This is a genomic window from Pseudomonas sp. W15Feb34 (assembly GCF_023127765.1).
GTDB classification, from domain to species: Bacteria; Pseudomonadota; Gammaproteobacteria; order Pseudomonadales; family Pseudomonadaceae; genus Aquipseudomonas; species Aquipseudomonas synxantha_A.
In genome coordinates, this window is the sequence record NZ_SPKN01000053.1 from 60237 (window position 1) to 80576 (window position 20340).

General features: G+C 60.5%; 19 protein-coding genes and 1 pseudogene. 14 read left to right on the forward strand and 6 right to left on the reverse strand.

Translation table 11 applies throughout. The features are described 5' to 3' along the window. Positions 1-792 (forward strand): extracellular solute-binding protein (locus E4O97_RS26510; RefSeq protein WP_248162752.1); only part of this gene is annotated, 792 nt, incomplete at its 5' end. On the opposite strand, the gene E4O97_RS26515 is transcribed toward E4O97_RS26510, so the two are convergent. After that, a complete protein-coding gene (locus tag E4O97_RS26515) occupies positions 776-1798 on the reverse strand; it encodes an alpha/beta hydrolase (RefSeq protein ID WP_248162754.1) in 1023 nt (340 codons plus the stop codon). The two genes, E4O97_RS26510 and E4O97_RS26515, sit on opposite strands and share 17 nt — an antisense overlap. Positions 1799-2027: 229 nt before the next feature. Between E4O97_RS26515 and E4O97_RS26520 the strand changes: the two genes are divergently transcribed. After that, complete coding sequence (locus E4O97_RS26520) at positions 2028-4211, forward strand: PAS domain S-box protein (RefSeq protein ID WP_248162755.1); 2184 nt, start codon at positions 2028-2030, stop codon at positions 4209-4211. After that, positions 4208-4570, forward strand: a complete 363-nt coding sequence (locus tag E4O97_RS26525) for a response regulator (RefSeq protein ID WP_248130747.1) — start codon at positions 4208-4210, stop codon at positions 4568-4570. Before E4O97_RS26520 ends, E4O97_RS26525 begins: the two co-directional genes overlap by 4 nt. Here the strand turns inward: E4O97_RS26525 and E4O97_RS26530 are convergent. After that, entirely contained in the window at positions 4567-5355 is a 789-nt protein-coding gene (locus E4O97_RS26530) for a helix-turn-helix transcriptional regulator (protein WP_078820987.1), read from the reverse strand. The genes E4O97_RS26525 and E4O97_RS26530 overlap by 4 nt on opposite strands. Positions 5356-5502: 147 nt before the next feature. On the opposite strand from E4O97_RS26530, the gene E4O97_RS26535 reads away from it, so the two are divergent. The 7 genes and pseudogenes from E4O97_RS26535 to E4O97_RS26565 all read left to right on the forward strand — a co-directional run bounded on the left by E4O97_RS26535 (position 5503) and on the right by E4O97_RS26565 (position 12531). Further along, entirely contained in the window at positions 5503-5691 is a 189-nt protein-coding gene (locus tag E4O97_RS26535; protein WP_032876622.1) for a DUF1656 domain-containing protein, read from the forward strand. Between the two features lie 12 nt (positions 5692-5703). Beyond that, positions 5704-6612 (forward strand): HlyD family secretion protein, encoded by a 909-nt coding sequence (locus tag E4O97_RS26540; protein WP_248162756.1) that lies wholly within the window; start codon positions 5704-5706, stop codon positions 6610-6612. Further along, positions 6612-8567 (forward strand): FUSC family protein, encoded by a 1956-nt coding sequence (locus E4O97_RS26545; RefSeq protein WP_248162827.1) that lies wholly within the window; start codon positions 6612-6614, stop codon positions 8565-8567. The genes E4O97_RS26540 and E4O97_RS26545 overlap by 1 nt, the downstream gene beginning before the upstream one ends. 61 nt (positions 8568-8628) lie before the next feature. After that, the gene (gene gcvA, locus E4O97_RS26550) at positions 8629-9534 is read left to right on the forward strand and encodes a transcriptional regulator GcvA (RefSeq protein WP_005787360.1); all 906 of its coding nucleotides are present in this window, start codon (positions 8629-8631) and stop codon (positions 9532-9534) included. A 75-nt stretch (positions 9535-9609) separates the two neighbouring features. Next, positions 9610-10437 carry a DMT family transporter gene (locus E4O97_RS26555; RefSeq protein WP_032876610.1) on the forward strand — a complete coding sequence of 276 codons (828 nt, stop codon included), beginning with the start codon at positions 9610-9612 and terminating at the stop codon, positions 10435-10437. 29 nt (positions 10438-10466) lie between these two features. Further along, positions 10467-10675, forward strand: a pseudogene (locus tag E4O97_RS26560) (SDR family NAD(P)-dependent oxidoreductase); the annotation flags it as partial. 347 nt (positions 10676-11022) lie between these two features. Further along, on the forward strand, positions 11023-12531 hold the full coding sequence (locus E4O97_RS26565; protein WP_248162757.1) for a sensor domain-containing diguanylate cyclase: 1509 nt from the start codon (positions 11023-11025) through the stop codon (positions 12529-12531). Positions 12532-12546: 15 nt separating this feature from the next. Here the strand turns inward: E4O97_RS26565 and E4O97_RS26570 are convergent, their stop codons facing one another. From E4O97_RS26570 to E4O97_RS26585, 4 genes are all read right to left on the reverse strand, one after another. Then, positions 12547-12696, reverse strand: a complete 150-nt coding sequence (locus tag E4O97_RS26570; RefSeq protein WP_177464527.1) for a hypothetical protein — start codon at positions 12694-12696, stop codon at positions 12547-12549. A 75-nt stretch (positions 12697-12771) separates the two neighbouring features. Continuing rightward, complete coding sequence (locus E4O97_RS26575; protein WP_248162758.1) at positions 12772-14949, reverse strand: xanthine dehydrogenase family protein molybdopterin-binding subunit; 2178 nt, start codon at positions 14947-14949, stop codon at positions 12772-12774. A gap of 17 nt (positions 14950-14966) precedes the next feature. Beyond that, positions 14967-15425, reverse strand: a complete 459-nt coding sequence (locus tag E4O97_RS26580) for a (2Fe-2S)-binding protein (protein ID WP_078820994.1) — start codon at positions 15423-15425, stop codon at positions 14967-14969. A 35-nt stretch (positions 15426-15460) separates the two neighbouring features. Beyond that, positions 15461-16078, reverse strand: a complete 618-nt coding sequence (locus E4O97_RS26585; protein ID WP_078820995.1) for a hypothetical protein — start codon at positions 16076-16078, stop codon at positions 15461-15463. Between the two features lie 207 nt (positions 16079-16285). Between E4O97_RS26585 and E4O97_RS26590 the strand changes: the two genes are divergently transcribed. The 4 genes from E4O97_RS26590 (at position 16286) to E4O97_RS26605 (ending at position 20326) form a co-directional block, all read left to right on the forward strand. Then, positions 16286-17179 carry an AraC family transcriptional regulator gene (locus tag E4O97_RS26590; RefSeq protein WP_122735686.1) on the forward strand — a complete coding sequence of 298 codons (894 nt, stop codon included), beginning with the start codon at positions 16286-16288 and terminating at the stop codon, positions 17177-17179. A 105-nt stretch (positions 17180-17284) separates the two neighbouring features. Beyond that, the gene (locus E4O97_RS26595) at positions 17285-18634 is read left to right on the forward strand and encodes an EAL domain-containing protein (protein WP_248130755.1); all 1350 of its coding nucleotides are present in this window, start codon (positions 17285-17287) and stop codon (positions 18632-18634) included. A 221-nt stretch (positions 18635-18855) separates the two neighbouring features. Then, positions 18856-19521, forward strand: coding sequence for a response regulator transcription factor (locus E4O97_RS26600; RefSeq protein ID WP_078820998.1), 666 nt, complete (start codon positions 18856-18858; stop codon positions 19519-19521). Positions 19522-19660: 139 nt separating this feature from the next. Further along, positions 19661-20326: a response regulator transcription factor gene (locus tag E4O97_RS26605; RefSeq protein ID WP_078820999.1), complete on the forward strand. Its 666-nt coding sequence runs from the start codon at positions 19661-19663 to the stop codon at positions 20324-20326. The last annotated feature ends 14 nt before the right edge of the window (positions 20327-20340 follow it).

Sequence of the window (20340 nt, forward strand, 5' to 3'; positions counted from 1 at the left end):
ACCAACCTGTCACATCTGGATCCGGATATCCTGGCCAAGGTCAGCAGCAACGACCCCGGTAATCGTTTTGCCGTGCCTTATCTGTGGGGCACCACCGGCATTGGTTACGACGTCGCCAAAGTCCACGCGCTCCTGGGTGACAACGCACCGGTAGATTCCTGGGACCTGATTTTCAAAGAAGAAAACCTCGCCAGGCTGGGCGAGTGCGGCGTGGCGATGCTGGATGCGCCCGCTGAAATCATCCCGATCGCCTTGCACTATCTGGGGCTGCCCTATAACAGCCAGAACCCGGACGACTATGTGAAGGCCCAGGCCCTGCTGTTGAAACTGCGCCCGCACATTCGCTACTTCGACTCCTCGCGCTTTATCACCGATTTGGCCAACGGCGATATCTGCGCCGTCGTCGGCTGGGCGGGGGGCGTGATGGACGCTCGCAAAGCTGCCGATGCCGCCGGCAATGGTCGCCGGATCCAGTACAGCATTCCCAAGGAAGGCGCGCCGATCTGGGTGGAAAACCTGGTGCTGCTCAACGATGCACCGAATCCCCAGCAGGGCCTGGCGTTCATCGACTACATGCTGCGCCCGCCGGTGATTGCCGCGTCGTCCAATTACCTCAGCTATGCCAATGCCAACAAGGACGCCAAAGGGCTGGTTGATGCGAAGGTGCGCGATAATCCTGGGGTTTATCCTTCCAAGGCAGTGCTGGATACGCTGTTTGCGCTGGAGCCGCTGCCGTTGAAACTGGAGCGCGTGCGTACGCGGGTCTGGAGCAAGGTCAAGAGCGGGACCTGAGCTTGCGTAGCCAGGTGCTTATGGCTTCAACGAGTTCGACCTTGCATTCCACCGGCAACCAATGCCCGCCGGGTAGGCTTGCCACGGTGAGATCTACGCAGGCCGCCCGCATTGGATCGCCCAGCTGATTACCTTTGATGGTGTTCATTTGATCGTAGTCGCCGTTCACAAACAGTACGGGCAATGACAAGAGGCCGCCATTTAACGCCCGGTGCGCATATTCAATGTTGGCATCGTCGTTTAAATACCAGGCGCAGGGAGCGCGGAAACCATGCGCCTGGAAACTGCGCACCAATTGCGCGAAGTCTGCCTGCGGCCAGAGCGCAAGGTCTGGCTGGGTGAGGGGGGGCCGGTGCGCTTGGCCGAACCGCCCGCCCTTGCGGGTCACTTCGGCATTCGCTGCAATCTTGCCGATATTCGCCGGGTCGCCTCGGCGATAAATCGACGCCAGCGATGCGGCTTTATCCGCATCAAGGTCAGCGACAGCGCACGCAAAGTGTGTGTTGTAGTAGCGGTAATAATCCCATTGACCGTCCGGATACGTGTCCGCCGGGTAGATCGAGCGGTCAACCAGTGGGACGAGCGTTGGCAGCGCGTTAGTGGTGGGGAAGTACGGGACCGAAATCAATACAACACCGCAGCTGCGCTGAGGCTCATGAGCGACCAGTTCACCCGCCACGACGCTGCCCCAATCGTGGCCTACCCAAATGGCGGGCCTGCCACCGAGATGGTCGTGAAGTTCTGCCATGTCGGCCACGATGTTTTCAAGGGTGTACGCCTGCGTGGGCGCGGGTGCAGAAGAACGACCATAACCGCGCATGTCGGGTGCAACGCAGTGCCAGCCTTGTGCCGCGAATGCTTGGATCTGTGCGCGCCAGATCAGGCTGAGCTCCGGCCAACCGTGCAGGAACAGCATCAATGGCCCATCGGCCGGTCCCATCTCTACATAGTGCGTCGTATGGCGCGGTGTATTGAGAACACGCGAGGTCAGCTTGGAAGTGGACACAGTCTCTCCTCATGCTACGTCGGCTGATAAACTCGAAGCGGCAACACTATATTGAGCGGTAGGCTTCATGTTTCGTTCCCATTCGGCGCTTCCAGCGTCCGAGGCAAAGTCTTGCGTGTGAATGAAATTTATCCAAGGTGGAATGCTTTCTCGGTACATACACTCAGGGAAGAGCGAAAGGCGGCAATAGCAGTCGCGTTTTTCAACACAGGTGCATTGAGGATCAAGTATGTTGAATGTTGACCAGCCCCCCACAACCACACGCGAACCCAGTGAATACGAAAGCCTGGTCGCGATGGGGACTCATTTGCTCGATGTGATTCCGGGGGCAATTTACCTCTGTGACCGCGACGGGTGGCTCGTCAGGTTCAACAGCGAAGCGGTTAGTTTGTGGGGACGAACACCAGCCCTCGGTAAGCATGGCGACCGCTATTGCGGCTCATATCGACTTTATACGACGGACGGCGCGCCATTGGCGGTCGACGAATGTCCGATGGCTTCCACGCTCAACGCTGGCCTGTGTGCGCGTAATCAGGAAGTCTTGATCGAGCGCCCTGACGGATCTCGCTTCGTAGCGCTCATGAATGTCCGCACGCTTAGCGATCGCCATGGACGAATCCAGGGCGCGATCAATTGCTTTCAGGACGTCTCGGCGCACCACGCAATATCCGAAGAGCTGCGACGCAAAAGTTCCGACCTTGAAGACTTTTTCGAAAACAGCGCCGTGGGCCTGCATATTGTCAGCGGCGAAGGCATTATCCTGCGCGCTAATAAAGCCGAGTTATCGCTGCTGGGCTATTGCGCGGACGAATACATCGGCCGTCATATCACTGAATTTCATGTGGATGAACCGGTCATCGGCGACATCCTCCATAAACTCGGCAGCGGCGATTGCCTGAACAGCTACCCGGCGCGCCTGCGGGCCAAGGACGGCAGCATCAGGCACGTAGCGATTACCTCGAATGGGCGATTCGAAGACGGCAAGTTCTTCAACACACGTTGCTTCACGATTGACGTGACCCGCGTGCACGACGCCGAAACCGGGCGCCAGGAGAGCGATGACCGGCTGGCGGCGACCTACGAGGCGGCGACCATCGGCATTGCCGAGGCTGGCGAGGACGGTCGCCTGCTGCGGGTCAACGATGCCCTTTGCACCATGCTCGGGCGCCCTCGTGAGCAATTGCTGGCGATGACCTTCCTGGACTACACCCACCCAGACAGTGTCGAGCAGGACGCGGCGTTATACGCACGACAGGTGGCGGGTGAACTGGACAACTACGTGTTGCGCAAACGCGCGTTGAAGCTCGATGGCCAGGCGCTTTATCTGGATGTTCATAGCTCGTCGGTCAGGGCGCCGGATGGCCGGTTCCGCTATGGTGTGCGAGTCATTCAGGACGTCACGCTGGCCCGAAAAATGGAAAACCGGGTGCGTGAAAGCGAACGGCACATGCGCGATCTGCTCGAGGCGCTGCCGGCAGCGGTCTACACCACCGACGCCGAAGGGCGTATCACTTTTTATAATCGTGCGGCCGTCGAGTTGTCGGGGCGCACGCCGCAACTGGGCGACCTGTGGTGTGTCACCTGGAAACTGTTTAACACCGACGGCTCTTTTCTGCCTCACGACCAATGCCCGATGGCCGTGGCACTCAAGGAAAACCGCGCCATACGCGGCGTCGAGGCCGTCGCCGAGCGTCCGGATGGCACCCGCGTGTCTTTCACGCCGTATCCGACCCCGCTGCACGATGCCGATGGCAATCTGATCGGCGCGATCAACATGCTTGTGGATATCACCGAGCGAAAGCAGGCCGAAGACCGACAAAAGAACTTGATCGATGAACTCAATCATCGGGTCAAGAACACCCTGGCCACGGTCCAGTCCCTGGCGTCCCAGACCGCGCGTAACGCGCAGGATGCCAGGGACGGCTACACCCGGTTCGAAGCCCGGCTGCTCGCCTTGTCGCGTGCCCACGACCTGCTGACGAAGCGGCATTGGGGCCTTACGCCGCTGGAAGTGCTGGCCCAGGAAGTGTTGGTGCCGGTGTTTGGCCATGACCCCGGCCGCGTGGTGATCGCCGGTGATGCCATTGAGGTCGACACCCGCGTCGCCCTGAACCTGACCATGACGCTCAACGAACTGGCGATCAACGCCCTCAAATACGGAGCGATGTCCACCGACACCGGGACACTCTCGGTGAGCTGGAGCGTGCGACCCCAGCCCAGCGGCGCGCTGCTCACCGTGGACTGGCGCGAACAAGGTGGGCCTTCGGTATCCACGCCGGAGCGCGAAGGCTTGGGGTCGCGGTTGATGAAGCGCTGCATCGAGCGTGATCTAGGCGGTTCGTTCGAACTTGACTTCGCCCCTGAGGGCGTTCACTGCCGCTTCTCGTTTATGCTCGCTGAGAACCAGACATGACCACGTTCCCAGGCACCAGAGTGCTTCTGGTTGAAGACGAGGGCACCATCGCCATGTTGATCGAGGAAATGCTCGAAGACCTGGAGTGCACCGTAGTCGCCTCCGTGGCCCAACTCGCCAAGGCGATACACGTGGCAGGGGTGGTGGATGTCGACTTGGCGATCCTCGACGTGAACCTGGCTGGAGAATACGTCTTCCCAGTGGCGCGGATTCTGCGCGCACGCCACATTCCGTTTTTGTTCAGTACGGGCTACGGCGGCAGTGGCCTGCCGGAAGAGTTCAGGGGCTGTCCGGTCTTGCATAAGCCATTTGCGGAAAAGGATCTGCGGTTGAAAATTGCGCTGACGCTGGAGTCTTAGGTAAGACCCACGGTGTTGCGCAGGTAACGGGCCGGTGAGGTGCCCAGGGTTTTACGAAACATCGTGATGAACGAGCTGACTGACTCATAGCCGAGCGCTTCAGCGGTTCTCTGCACTGATTGCCCTTCGGCCAGGCTTTGCAGGGCGACGATGATCTGCCATTGCTTGCGCCATTGTCCGAAGGTCAGGCCGGTTTCGGCTTTTACCAGGCGGGCCAGCGAGCGTTCGCTCATGGCCACGTGGCGTGCCCAGTTCGCCATGGTGGCGCGGTTGGCGGGATCTTGCGCCAGGGCCCGGGCGATGGTGCGCAACGGGTTCGAGGCGGGTAGAGGCAGGTAGAGTTGTTCGGTGGGGGCCAGTTCAAGCGCTTCGAGCAGTACGTGGGCCAATCGAGCAGTGCGTGAATCGGCCGGGTAATCCTGAGCCTGGCCGCTCAGGTGCAGGATCAGCTCAAGGATCAATGGCGACAGCGCCAAGGTACAGCAGCGATCCGGCAGCGATGCAGCGCCGGGCTCCACGAACAGAAAACACACCTGCCCGTTGGCTGTCACGCGGTTGCTATGGGCGACGCCCCCCGGGATCCACACGCCGAACCCTGACGGCACCATCCACACGCCATCTTCCACCGTACACACAATGCCACCGCAACACGCCACCACCAGTTGCCCCTTGCGGTGCTTGTGTACGGCAGACTCGCTGTCGTTGCGCTGGGGTTCCAGCATCAGCGCTACGGCGGGCTGGGAAAGGGTGTCGTACTCAAACTGATCGACTTGGATCTGTGCCATGCAAGGTCATCCAGGGTTGTCCGGATTTGATTATATTTTGGCAGTGTACTCAATATCGGCAGTGGCAGTAATTCCCTAGCATCACCTACAAGCCTTGCCTTCCTTGGGCGGGCGACTGCTAGAACCTTCCGAATCCCGGTGCTTGCCATGCTTAGCGAAATCTCGATTGCCAACCTCTACTTTCCGCCCTTGTTGATCTACCTCGGTGCGTCCCTCCTGGCCTACCGGCTGATCGAACGTCTGGCCGGTCGCTGGCTGGACCGAGCGTGGCACCCGGCGCTGGCGCGTTTTTTTGTCTCGCTCATCGTCGTGTCGACGATGGTCGTCCATTGCTGAGCGAGGCCGCGCATGTCTATCGTCAAACTGCTTAAAACTGCCGCCACCGTGGGGCTTGGCGTGCTGGCCCTGGTGTTTTGCCTGCAACTCTGGCGGGCTTACGTGCTGGCGCCCTGGACGCGGGATGGGCGGGTGAGTGCGCAGGTGATCCGCATTGCGCCCGAGGTGTCCGGCCAAATCGATCAGTTATGGGTCAGTGACAACCAATGGGTGGCAAAGGGTGCTTTGCTCTATCGCATCGATACGTGTGCTTATCGATTGACCCAGCAGCAGCGCGCAGCGCAATTCGCAGAAGCGCGGAGTGTGTTCGAGCAGCGCAGTGCGCAATTCAAGCGGCGCGCGCAACTGGGCGGCGCCATCGCCCGGGAAGAGATCGACAACGCGGCGCGTGACTTGGCCGTGGCCCAGGCGCGCCTGGATGCGGCGCGCAGCCAGTTGGCCCAGGCCCAGCTCGACCTTGACCGCACGACTGTGCGTTCGCCAGTGGACGGCTACGTCACGCAACTGCGGTTGCAGCCCGGTGACTATGCTCAGGCGGGTGCTACCAACCTGTTCGTGGTCGACGCTCATAGTTTCTGGATCACGGGCTATTTTGAAGAGACCAAGCTGCCGGGTGTACTCATCGGCGCACCGGTGTCGATCAAGCTGATGGGCTTTGACCCGTTGCTGCAAGGCCACGTGGCAAGCCTGGGCAGAGGCATTGCCGACACCAATGAGTTGCGCAACGACAGCGGCTTGCCCCAGGTGAGCCCGACCTTCAGTTGGATTCGTCTGGCCCAGCGAGTGCCCGTGCGCATCGAGTTGGACAAGGTGCCGGATGGGGTGGAGTTGGCGGCGGGCATGACCGCCAGTGTCGAAGTGACGCAGCCGGGCGCCGCACCGCGCTGGCGACTCACCCAATGGCTGCAGGCGTTCATGTGATGACTGGCCTGGCGACACGCTTGTTCGCGGCGATCCCTCGGCCCTGGACATCCGCCACGCTTGCCTACGTGCTGCGTAGTCTATTGGCGGCCGGCCTGGCACTCTGGCTTGGATTCCAATTGCATCTGGATTCGCCATTCTCGGGTGCGTCCACGGTGTTGTTGCTGGTGCAGCCCATCCAAGGGGCAGTGCGAGGCAAGGGTGTGTACCGGATGCTGGGCACCCTGGTCGGCATGGTCGCAGCCTTTGTGCTGATGGGGCTGTTCGCGCAACAGATGCTGTTGTTCATACTGGGCGTCGGTATATGGCTGGGCCTGTGCGTCGGTGCAATGACGGTTTTGCGTCATTACCAGGCCACCGCGGCAGTGGTGGCGGGCTATACGGTGTGTTTGGCGCTGGGCCCTGCCATCGTCGCCCCGGAACAGGGCTTCGACCACATCATCACCCGTGGCACGGCGGTAGCGCTCGGCGTGCTCAGCTTGAGCCTGGTAGCGACGCTGTTCAGCGCCAAGACCATGGCGCATAAAGTTCGAAGCTCGCTGATCGACGCCTGTGCGCGCAGCGCCCGGCTGCTCGCGGCAAGCCTTGTGGGCGAAGAGCCTGCGCAGCTGGCGACGCAACGGCACCAGCTCGCGATCGATATCAGCAAGGTGGACGACCAGCTTGGGCTCGGCCGTGGCGAATCGTCGCTGATCCGCTCGCGGCAGCTGGCGATTCAGGCCGGCCTGGCGCATCTGCAGTCGGCTGTGCTCGACGTGCACCCGGACGACCCCGACCCCGCAATCGACCCCGCGTTGCGCGCCCGCATAAGCACAGGCTTGCAGCAACTGAGTGAATGCCTGGCGCAGGCTCGCTGCGACTTTCGCGCCGCGGCCGCGACACTGGAGCAACTGCGTCGCTGGGTGGATGATTGCGCCCACTCAAGCCCACACCTGCGGTTGCGCAGCGAACGCTTGGACGACCAACTGGCGGACTTGGGCGAGGCCCTGTTGAACTTCGCCAGCCTCGACCAGGCTCGCCGCGCACCGGTACGCGCCGTGGGGTATCACCGCCATTACGCGGATGCGGCGCGAAACGGCATCCGGGCACTGCTCGCCATACTGAGTGTGGGTGCGATCTGGTATTTCAGCGGCTGGGATCAAGGGCCCACATTACTGGCGGTGCTGGGGCCGTACTGCACCCTGGTGGCGACAGCTGCCGCGCCAGCCCAAGGTATCAACGGTTTTATCCGCGGCACGCTCTACGCGATTGTGGCGGCGGCGCTGTGCAAATTCCTGTTGATGCCACAGATCAACGGCTTCCCTCTGTTGTTGCTGGTCATGGCAGGCTTCTGGTCGTTCGGCATCCATGCCACGAGCCAGCCGCGCCATGCCCTGCAAGGGGTTGCCTACCTGATCGGCTTCAACACCTTGGTCGGCACCGGCATGACCGCCACCTACGATTTCGTCGGTTTCGCCAACCAGGCGCTGGCCTGGATCGTAGCGATGATTGTGTGCCTCTTGGCGTTTCAGATCCTGCCCAAAGATCCAGCCAGGCAGGTACGCGCATTGACACGTGCGCTGCGCCGGCATACACGCCTGCTGTTACGCCAGGCACGTACAATCGATCATGCTCAATGGCAAGCGGAGCAACAACACCGGTTAGTTACGTTGAAGAGTTTGCTTGGCGCTGATCACCCGCACGCTGACCCGGCGGGCTACTTGTCGCTGCAACTGAGCAAGCAATTGAATCGGCTACAGCGCAAAGCCAGCGGTATTGATCCGGCATCTCCCGTGGCCCGATGCGTGCAAAGCGGTGCGCGGCGGGTTGCACGATATGCCCATCATCCCGCGATCGGCGCCGCACAGGCGCGGCGCACATCCCGGTCGTTGAGCAGGCTTGGTGCGCCTCATCTGGCGAGCGGATATCAGCACTTGGCGCGGTTGCTGGAGCAATACGCGAACCTGGTGCTTTAGGGCTAACATGAGTCAATGCTCATGCTCAGCGCTTACTGCTAACTCGCCGGATACCTAATTTATGAGAGATCTGCCGCCCACCGCGACCTTGCGCGCCTTCGAAGCCGCCACTCGCCACCCGACCTTTACCGCGGCCGCGCAGGAGTTGCATGTTACTCAGAGCGCGGTCAGCCACCAGCTCAAACACCTGGAAGCGCTGTGGGGCCTGGCGTTGTTCGAGCGTGGCCAGTCGTTACGCCTGACCCCGGCGGGGGCTACGCTGGCGCCCATCGTGCGCGAATTCTTCATGAGCCTGGAGGCGACCCTGGCCGACCTGCGCGAGCAAAAGGGCAGGGTACGGCTCAAGGTCAGCACCACCTATTCCTTTGCCTTGAAATGGCTGCTGCCACGCTTGCCGAACCTCGCTCGCCAGCACCCCGAGCTGCTGGTTGCGCTGGACACCACGGACGACGTCATCCACTTTTCCGACGCCCAAGCGGATGTCGCGGTCCGGCTGGGCAAGGGGAACTACCCGGGCCTGTATTCGGAGTTTTTGTTCGGCGAGCAGGTGTTTCCGGTGGCCAGCCCCGAACTGTTGCGGCGCCTTGGCACCCCGGGCAGCCCCGCCCATTTATTGGACTTCCCGCTGCTGGCCCGCGATGGCGCCGAGCTGGCACCGAAATGGGAGGTCTGGTTTCAAGCGGTGGGGCTGGCTTTTACGCCGCTCAGGGAAAGCGTCAGGTTTGGCGATACCAACATGACCGTCGAGGCGGCCCTGCTCGGCCATGGCATCGCGTTGGTGCGCAGCGGGCATGTGGAGCAGGAAATAAGTGACGGTCGCCTGGTGCGCCTGTTCGATGTGCCGTTCCCGTCACCGCTTGCCTACTATTTTGTGTGCCCCAAGGGCATCGAAACCCAGCCGCATATCCTCAGCTTTCGTCAATGGCTGATGAGCGAGGCGCTGAAAGTACAACGGGCGGATCAATGAGGTATGAGCATCTGTTCATGCTGTGATGAGCAGACTTCGCTGTAAGCCGGGGCCTTGGCTTGCCTAAGATGGCGCATGCCTACTCATATCATCTTCCTGGTGCTGTTCGCCGCACTGCTTCATGCCAGCTGGAACGCGCTATTGCGTGGTGGTGCCGACCGGCTGTGGTCAATGACTGTCATGTGCATGGCCATTGCCTTCACCAGTCTCATCGCCGCTACGTTCATGGTGACGCCGGCGATTGAGAGCTGGGGCTATGGGGTGCTTTCGGCGTTGCTGCATGTTGGTTACAACCTGTTCCTGGTGCGCAGCTACCGGGTGGGCGACCTGGGGCAGATCTATCCGATTTCCCGGGGCTCGTCGCCGGCGCTGATCACCCTGGGGGCTGCGGTATTTGCCGGGGAACGCATTGCGCCCGTCGAGTTGCTGGGGATTGCACTGGTGTCAGGGGCGATTATTTCCCTGGCTTTCAGCGGGCGTCGGTTGTCGGTTCCCAGCCTGCCTTATGCGCTGGGAACGGGCTGTTTCATCGCGGCCTACAGCGTTGTCGACGGTATCGGCGCCAGGCTCTCCGGCGCGCCGCTGGCCTATACCGTATGGATGTGCGCGTTGTGGGGCGTGATGATGCCAGCGGTGTACATCGGCCTGCGCGATGCCCGCAGTTTATTAAGCCTGCGCCCCGGTACCTTGGCCGCGGTGGTCGGCGGGCTGGTGTCTTTGCTGGCCTATGCAATCGTGATCTACGCGATGAACGAAGCGCCGTTGGGCGCGGTATCGGCATTGCGCGAAACCAGCGTGTTGTTCGCGATGTTGATTGGCTACTTTTTTCTTGGCGAAACCCTTACCGCGCGCAGGGTCCTGGCGTGCGTGGTGATCGCCGGCGGCACCCTCATCATCGGCTGATACAGCCATCATCCAAGGAGGTATTTTCAATGGTTGACGTCTCGCAGGCACCGCTGATCCTGATCACCGGTGGCAGTCGCGGAGTGGGTGCCGCGACCGCCCGGCCATCGACCGCAGGTTCGGGCGCCTCGACGTACTGGTCAATAATACCGGCGTGCTGACGACTCAGTCGCGTCTGGAGGACCTGAGCCTGGAGCGCATGCAGCGCATCTTCGCGGTCAACGCCATCGGCCCGATGCCCGTGTGGTTAAAGGTGAGCACTGGTAGAACGGTGCCGGGCCCTGGAGGTTGCTTGCACTGGCCCTGAAGCATCGGTTGTTTCACTTGAGGCGAGTGTGGCAGAGGTTGAAGGCGCGATAGATGATCTTGAGCAGGCGCTGTTGAGTTTTCAGCAGGGTGGGGCGTGAGCCGTATGGTCTGGTTCAAGCCGAGGCGAGGCTGTTGGTGTAGGAAATTTCTGTGGGTGCTATTGCTGCAGTGCAAGCAGAGTGCTTGTATGCTTGCGCCCAGAAACCGGTGGCCTCTGTAAGTGCCGACGTTCGAATGATGGCTGGACTGGAAACCGGACTTCCTTAAGGTGCTGACGTGAAGCGCGATACCCGCCTTGTGATGCTTTTGCTGTTGGTGATTGGTTGCTCCCTGACCTCGTTGACGATCTGGAAGGTTCTGTCTTCGCGTGAGCGCGCGCTGGCGGAAGTGGATGTGCATGGTTTGAACCTGACCCAGGCACTCAATACCTATACCGAAGGTATCGTCCGGCAAAGCGCGCTGTTGTTGCTGGGCCTGGTCGAGCGCCTCGAAACCGAAGGCAGTGGCCCGGCGCAAATCGAGCGTATCCATGCGTTGATCAACCGCCAGCAGCCGCTGATGCCGCAGCTCAGTGGCATCACGGTGTATGACCGTCAGGGCGGCTGGTTGATGTCCTCCAACCGGCGGATTCCAGAGGGGGCCAATAGCAGCGATCGCGCCTATTTCATTCATCATCGTGACGATCCGAGCCCCGAGCCGTTCATTGGCCCACCGGTTCAGAGCCGTGCCAATCAGGAATGGGTGGTTACCGTCAGCCGCCGATTCAATGATGCATCGGGCAATTTTGCCGGGGTGGTCGCGGTGACGCTGGGGGTGGAAAACTTTCTGCGCGTGTTCGGCAAGCTTGACGTTGGCCAGGAGGGTGCCATCGGCTTGTCCTACACCGACGGCACGTTGCTGGTGCGCTATCCCTTCCGTGAACAGGACATGGGGCGCAATTTTTCCAAGTCGCCTATCTATGCAAAGTATTTCGATCAGCCTTTCGGCACCACCGCGCATACCTCCAGCCTGGATGGTGTGGAGCGGCTATATGCCTTTCGCAAAAGCGAAACGCTGCCGCTGATTACCACCGTCGCGCTGGGCAAGCATGAAGCCCTCGCGGCGTGGCGCATCGAGGCGGCACTGTCGGCAGTCGTGGTGGCGGGCTTGCTGGGGTTGACCGGGCTGATCGGCTGGTTCCTGATCCTGGATATTCGCCGGCGAACCGCGGCGGAAGAGGCGCTGCGCGTCGCCCAGCAACAGTTGCTCGATTCCAATCGTCAATTGGCGTTCCTGGCGATGAAGGACGCGTTGACCGGTTTGGCGAACCGCCGTTGTTTCGATGAAACACTGGCTCTGGAAGCACGCCGGGCGCAGCGCGAAGGCACGTCGCTGGCGTTGTTGATGATCGATATCGACCATTTCAAACGCTACAACGATGCCTTCGGTCACGTGGTCGGCGACACTTGCTTGCAGAGGGTCAGCAGGCTATTGGAACGATGCGCGCGACGACCGTCAGACCTGGTGGCGCGTTATGGCGGTGAGGAAATGGCGATCATCATGCCCGGCACCGACAGCCAAGGCGCGGCGGTGGTCGCGCAACGGATCCTTGAGTCGCTGCAGCACGAAAACATCACGCACCCAGGCAGCCCGTTCGGTTACGTCAGTGTGAGTATCGGCATTGCCGCGGGCACGGGTTTGCGTCTGGAACCGCCGCTCGGATTGATCGAGGCGGCTGATCAGGCGCTTTACTCGGCGAAGGCTGCGGGACGCAATGGATTTTCCCTGCACGCCACGGGGCCTTGATTGTCTGCTCTAACCTCACATACCCAGCGTCGGAATCATCACTTCACCACACTCCATGAGTTGGCCCGCCGTCACTTCCAACTGCGCAGTGGGCTTGGCCGCATAGCCAGCAATGAAGCCGGCGCTTAGCAGTAAAAGGCACAGGCAGGCTTTTCTCAGAATCATGCGCGTAGTTCTCAAATTAGGTCGCAAGGGAAATGCACAGATTGTGTATTCAAGAAAAGGTTCCTGAACAAGGCTTCAAACCGATAACTGATCACCAATGGGCAGACGCCGAATACGCGTGCCGGTGGCCGCCGCCAGGGCATTGACCAGCGCAGGCGCCAGCGGTGCCACTGGCGGTTCGCCAATGCCGGACGGCACGCTTGCCGACGGCACGATATGCACCAGCACCTCAGGCATTTCATAGATGCGCAGGGGCTCGTTGTTGTGGAAGTTGGATTGGTCGACCTTGCCGTCGGTCAACGTGATCGCTTCACGCAGGGCCGCGGAGAGCGCGAAACCCACCGAACCTTCAACCTGAGCGCGAATGACATCGGGGTTGACCGCAATGCCGCATTCCACCGCGCAGACCACACGGTCCACTTTGAAGGTACCATCGCGTTGCACGGTCACCTCGGCCACCTGGGCTACCACCGAGCCAAAGGCTTCATGCAACGCCACGCCCCGGCCCCGACGCTCGCCCTGTTTGCCGGGTGCCAACGGCTGGTCCCAACCGGCCTTCGACGCTACCAGCTTGAGCGTTTCAAGGTGACGGGAGTGCCCCTCAAGCATTGCCAGGCGCCAGGCCACCGGATCCTGCCCGGCCATTTGGGCGAGCTCGTCGAAAAAGCATTCGGTGGAAAACGCGTTATGGGAATGGCCCACTACCCGCCACCACTGTATCGGTATCGGGATATCGTCGGGGGTGTGCAGGTCCACGCGCAGATTGGGGATTCTATACGGCAGCGTCGACCCGCCCTCTACCGAGGTGGAGTCGATGCCATCCTTGATGAAGGCGGCGAAGGGCGAGCCGGCGAATACGGACTGGCCCACCAGGCGGTGCTGCCAGGCGATCAGTCGGCCTTGCTCATCCAGGCCGGCGCTCAAGCGGTGGTGATACATCGGTCGGTAGTGGCCGGCCTGCATGTCGTCCTCGCGAAGCCACACCAGCTTCACCGGGGCCTTGCCATCGATGGCCTTGACGATGTGTGCGTTCTCCAGCACGTAGTCCGCGTCCTTGCTCGCCCGCCGACCGAAACTGCCGCCGGCGTACAGCGTGTGCACGCGAACCTGCGCAGGTGGCAAGTCGAACAACTGCGCCAGCACCTTCTGCACATGTGACTGCATCTGCGCGCCATGCCAGGTGTCGCAGCCGTCCTTGGTCAAGCTGACCACGCAGTTCATCGGCTCCATGGCCGAATGGGCGAGAAACGGAAAATCGTACTCGGCGTGCAGCGTCCGCGCCGCGCCTGCCAGACCGGCGATGACGTCACCTTCGTCGCGCGCAATTGTGCCCTGGGTTTTGGCCAGTTCGCGATAACGTTCGAGCATCTGCCCGGAGCTTTGCTTGAACGCGCCGCTTTCGTCCCACTCAACCGTCAGGGCGTCACGGCCTTTCTTGGCGCTCCAGGTGTCTTTTGCCACCACCGCGACACCGCTGGGGACCTGCACCACATGCATGACGCCGGGGAGGGCCAGGGCCGCCCTGGCATCGAAGGATTTCACCTTGGCCCCGAAGCGCGGCGCATGGGCGACCACTGCGGTGAGCATTCCAGGTAAATGAATGTCCTGGGTGTAAATCGCCTTGCCATTGACCTTGTCGGCCGAATCCTTGCGCGCAAGGCGCTGGCGCCCGATCAGTTTGAACGCACCGGGCTCCTTGAGCTTGACCTCGGCGGGTACCGGCTGTTCGCCGGCGAGCTTGGCCAACTGGCCCAGTGTCGCCTGTTTGCCTGAAGCCGGGTGCCGAACCACACCATCAGCGACCTCGATTTCCTGCGCCGGCACCTTCCACAACCAGGCCGCGGCAGACACCAGCATGGCGCGTGCGGTGGCGCCGGCTGTACGCAGTTGCTCCCAAGAATTGGCGATGGAACTGCTGCCGCCAGTGCCTTGCATGCCCAACAGCGAGTTGTTGTAACGCGATTCGGCCGGGGCGCTTTCCACGCGCACCTGTGCCCAGTCGGCATCCAACTCCTCGGCGACCAGGGTCGCCAGGCCGGTGTAGGCCCCCTGGCCCATTTCCAGGTGCTTGGAGATGACGGTGACGACGTTGTCCTCGCCGATGCGCAGGAAGGCGTTGGGCTCGAACGTGCCCTGGCGGTCTTTGCCGCTGGTGCCATCGGCCACCGACCAGGGCAAGTACATGGCCAGGGTAAGGCCCGCCGTACCCTTGAGGAAGCGACGGCGGCTTTGGTTTTCGATAGACCGGATCATGCTGATTACCTCGTTGCTCAGGCCAGCGACTTGGCCGCTTCATGGATGGCCGCACGAATACGTACATAGGTGGCGCAACGACAGACGTTGCCCCCCATGGTCCGGTCGATGTCGGTATCGGAAGGTGCGCGATTGGTTTGCAGCAAGGCCACGGCACTCATGATCTGGCCGGATTGGCAATAACCGCACTGCACCACGTCGAGGCGCTGCCAGGTGTCCTGGACCACTTTGCCAGTCGGGGTCTGGCCGATACCTTCGATGGTGACGATCCTGGCCCCGGTTGCTGCCGACACGGGCGTAACGCAGGCGCGTACGGCCTGGCCATTGAGGTGTACCGTACAGGCCCCGCACAGCGACATGCCGCAGCCGAATTTGGTGCCGGTCAGTTGCAAGGTGTCGCGCAGCACCCACAGCAATGGCGTATCGGGGGCGACGTCGACACGCATGTCCTGGTCATTGATATTAAGCGTGATCATCAAGGAGTTCTCCGACTCGTTAGTATTGCAACGGCTTATTCAGGGCAGGGCTGGCCTGCGGCGCCCCACACGGTCATGTCCTGCACGTGCGTCTCGAAGCTGCCGGGTGGGGTGGAGCGTCCAGGCCCTGGCGCCCAGGCCCAGGGAATGAAGCCGTCGACCTTGGCGTCATGGTGCAGGTGCTCGACCAGGCCCGCCGCATCCCGACCGCCGTTGCGCTTGGGGTCTCGCAGTTGTGTACAGATTTGGGCGCCGGTCTTTGCGAACCACTCGAAGGCCACCGGGGCAAGCTGCCACGGCAGGCCGACGTGGGGCGGCATATGTGCGGCGACGTTCGGCGTGGCGGAACTGGCGTGACAGCTTGAACAAGACAGGGTCTCCACGCCGATTCGCGAGTCGCCGGCGTGGACGTTCATGCCGTGCGGGCGGGTCTTGTTCTCGCCGGCTATCGTCCACATGGGAATGTTATCGGGGCCGACGTGGCAGTTGGCGCAACGCGGATGCGTCACCACCGCCTCGATCCGCTGCCAGGCTTTCAAGCCTTCGGCTTTACTGACGCTACCGGCAGCGGGCAGGGGAGCGCCTGTGCTGTCGGCCAGCGCCATGCTTGAAATGGGCAACGCCAGGAGAAAGGCGATCAGTCCTGTTTTCATAATTATGGTCCTTCAGGCGAACTCACGGTGCAAGACAGGCAGGTTAGGTGAGCCGCGCGGCCAGCGTTTGCACAAAAATGACGATTACTTGCCTGAACCGCAGGATTGGGCAAATCAGCATTTTTACCGGCAATACTTACTGCTACCCTTTGTCGATTCAGGCAGGTAATTCGCCAAGGCAGGGTGATTCGATTGAAAGACGCAGGTATGTCCCCGATTGCAGAGTTGTCTAACGCTATCGAGCGCTTTGCCAGGACCGACGGTGACTTTGCAACGGCGCTGCCTGCGCTGACGTTGCACCGCCGGCACGGTGTCAGCGAGCCGATGCCGTGCATCTACAGCCTGGGCGTGGGCATCATTACCCAGGGCCACAAGCACATCATGGTCGGTGACAGGTTATTCAATTACGGCCCTGGTCAACTGATGCTGTCGACCTTCGACCTACCGGTCACTGCCCACGTCACACGCGCCTCACGACGCGAGCCACTGCTGGGCATGATGTTGACCCTGGACATTGCGCAGATCGCCCAAGTGGCCTTCGAAATGGAGTCGACCCTGTCGCCCGAGGCCGGCTACGAACCTATCTCCGTCAACGTGCTGCAGCCGGCGCTGCTGGATGTCTTGTTGCGACTGGTGAGGCTGCTGGATGAGCCGCAACTGGTTGCGTCGCTCGCACCGCTGCTGCAACAGGAAATCATTGTGCGTTTGCTGGCAGGCCCTCAGGGCGCCCAATTGCGGCATATCATCGGCGACGGTACGCCGCGTCAGCGCATGGCGAAGACGCTTTCCTGGTTCAGGAAAAACTTCAAGCAAGCCTTGAGCCTGGACGCTCTGGCGGCACACGCGCATATGAGCCCAGCGACATTCCGTCAGCATTTTCGCGATATCACCGGCATGAGTCCTTTGCAGTTCCAGAAGCAGATGCGTCTGCAGGAAGCGCGGCAACTGATGCTCAATCAGGCCTTGGACGCAGGCCAGGCGAGCAGCCTGGTGGGCTATGAAAGCGCCTCGCAATTCAGCCGCGAATACAAGCGACTGTTTGGCGCGCCGCCCTTACGGGATATCCGGCGTATGCGTGATGGGGCGGATGCGGCTCAATAAAGGCTGATGGCAGCCACCCTGGCTTTTAGTCCCAGTCCTATTTGTTTCTTTTTTGGCGCTGATAAGCTTTTTCCCTGAAGAAATAGTCTCGGGAAAATCCTTGTCATGATCCTAAATGTCGCCGTGCCCAACGAGTTCAGCGCGTTACGTGTAATCACGCTGGCATCCGATGCGGCGTGCGCACATCGGCTTGCATCCGCCTTGAGTGGCTTGGGCGTTCTGCCTCTGGCCAACGTCGACTCCCTGGATGCGCTGCAAGCGTGGCTGGATGATTATCCGGTCGATGTCATCGTGTGTGAAATTCGTCCTGAATGCGGCGATGGCTTGATGTTGCCGAGCTTGCTCAAGGCCCGTCACGAGTCAGGCAAACTGGCCCAGTTTCCAGGCATTTTCTGGATGGGCGAAACCACGCTGGGCGCGCCGGGTGGGGCCGCTGACGGTGCACGTACGTCTGCACGTGAAAGGTCGGCCAAGCCGCTGTGGGTCAAGTACATGGGTGGAGTCGCCGTCAGCGCCCTGGAGTCCCATGCCCGTTTGGCGAGGGCGGCGGGCATTTTCGTCGAGATCGTGCGCGAAGGCGGCACCCTGGACCTGGGCGATGCATTGCGCGCCACGGTACTGACCCGCGTGCAACCCGACCCCTCGCTACGCAAAAACACCTTCGACGCCCTGGCCGAAGATGAGGTGATCCATGCGCTGACGACCGGCGACGGGCTGCGCTTTGTGTTTCAACCGCAGTTCGAATTGCTCAGCCGACGCATTGTGGGGGCCGAAGCGTTGGTGCGCTGGAAGCACCCACGCTTTGGTGAAGTACCGCCTTCGGTACTGATGCCTTTGGTCAACCGCCTGGGCCTGGATTTACTGTTGTTCAGCCTGGTGGAGATGTGGACGATCAAGGTCATGCTGTCGCTCAAACGCGCGAACATCCAGATTCCCATCGCCGTGAATGCTTCAGCCAAGACGATTTGTACGCCCAACTTCGCCGATCGCCTGGCGGCCAGAATGCGCCAGGCAGAGCTGCCCAATCGCCTGCTCAAGATCGAGCTGACCGAAGACGTCCCTGAACCCAATGAGCTGCACCTGTCGGCTTCGTTAACTGCGATTCGGGCCAAGGGTTTCCAGGTGTCGATGGACGATTTCGGTACCGGGGCGGCAACCTTTGCCTTACTGGCAAACCTGTCGTTTGACGAGATGAAAGTCGATGGCTCGTTTGTCCGGGGTGTCGAACAGCATTCCTCGTCGCGCAATGTCATCGCCGGCATCGTCAACTGGGCGCGGCTGCTCAACCTGAGCCTGGTGGCGGAGGGGATCGAGGATGAGTCGACGATCCCGCTGCTGCACCGTTTGGGCTGCCGGATCGGACAAGGCTATGCCTTGGCGCGGCCAATGGAAATCGATGCTTTCCTCAACTTTGTGATTCAACAGAGCAGTCCCGGTACATCGCTGGCTGAGTGAGCCCTACGCTTTTAAGAGCAGTCTGATATTCATCTGAATGCAATTGCATTAAGTTTCGCATCGTCTGATTTTTCAATTGTTCAGTACTTTTGAATGTCCTGCTGCTGAGGCGTGGCCAGCTCGGCTGGCGAACTTGCGCTTGAGAAGTCGAGAACCAATTAACAGTCAATAAAGTTGCTGTTCTCGTCTTTTTGCTCGTTATAAAGAGTGTTCCTTGATCTATGAAACGTTTACACATTGCTTTGCTGGATGATCATGCAATTGTACGACATGGTTTAGTCAATCGACTGGTACAGGAACCGGATTTTGAAGTGGTCGGCGTGTACAGCCGTAGCCGTGACCTGATAACCGGGCTGGCGACAGCACCGGCCGAGATATTGCTGCTGGATTTTGTGCTGGGCCCCTGCGAGCTGGATGGTATTTCGTTGATTCGCGCGCTGCGCGTGAAGTTTCCAGCCTGCCGGATCCTGATCTTTTCCACGCACCATGACGCAGCGACCGCAATCCTGGCGTTACGGGTGGGCGCACGCGGGTTTCTGGGCAAGGGCGAAGACATGGAGCAGTTGATCTGCGCGGTCCGGCTGGTGGCCTCAGGCGCCGTGTACTTGAGCCCGGACATGGCCTACCGCGTGGCGGAGGCCACCGCCGTGAGCTATGACGGCGAGGCTAACGGCCGGGATGAAGCCCTGCGCTTTGTCAGCCTTTCTGCACGTGAACAGGAGGTGATTCGGTGTTACCTGGCCGGCATGACCATCACCGAGATCGCCGAGAAATTCAACCGCAGTATCAAAACCATCAGTTCGCAAAAAGCCGCCGCATTTCGCAAGTTGGGGGTGATGTCGAACAATGAGTTATTCAGGATCAGGCATATTATCGAAGGAATTTGAGCGGTGCGGATTCATCTGCTGTGCGCGTGTCATTTTGCGGTTATTGCATATACTCATGTGCGTATTAGACGTTGTATCGATGAGTTATCCCTGTGTTTCGACGGTGCGGCGCGCGCCGGGCCGAGAGGGTACGATCACGATGAAAACCATACGCATTGCGTTATTGGATGACCACGCCGTCGTTCGACATGGCCTTGCCAATACGTTGGCAGCCGAGGCGAACTTTGAAGTGGTTGGCATTTATGAAAAAAGTCGCGACTTGATTGCCGGCCTTGTTACGGCACCGGCAGATTTACTACTGCTGGATTTCTCTCTTAATCCCAATGAGTTGGACGGTGTATCACTGATCCGGGCGTTGCGCGTCAAATTTCCCGAATGCCATATTCTGATCTTGTCCAGCCATCATGATCCGGCGACAGTGGGCCTGGCCATGCGCGTGGGCGCACGTGGTTTTGTGGGGAAGGGCGAAGACATGAGCCAGTTGGTGAAAGCGATTCGCAAAGTCGCAGCGGGCGCCGTGTATTTGAACACCGACATGACCTATCGCTTGGCGGAAACGGTCACGGGTGAGACGCGTGAAAGCACCAACGTGGAGCGCGATGCGCTGGCCCTGGCGGAATTGACGAGCCGCGAGCAGGAAGTCATTCGCTGTTATCTGGCAGGCATGACCGTGAGTGAAATTGCCGAGAAATTCAATCGCAGCATCAAAACCATCAGCACGCAAAAAACTTCTGCATTCCGCAAGCTTGGGGTGACGTCTAACAATGAGCTGTTCAAGCTCAACAAGATCATCGGTACTCCATGAAAAGGGCGCTGTGT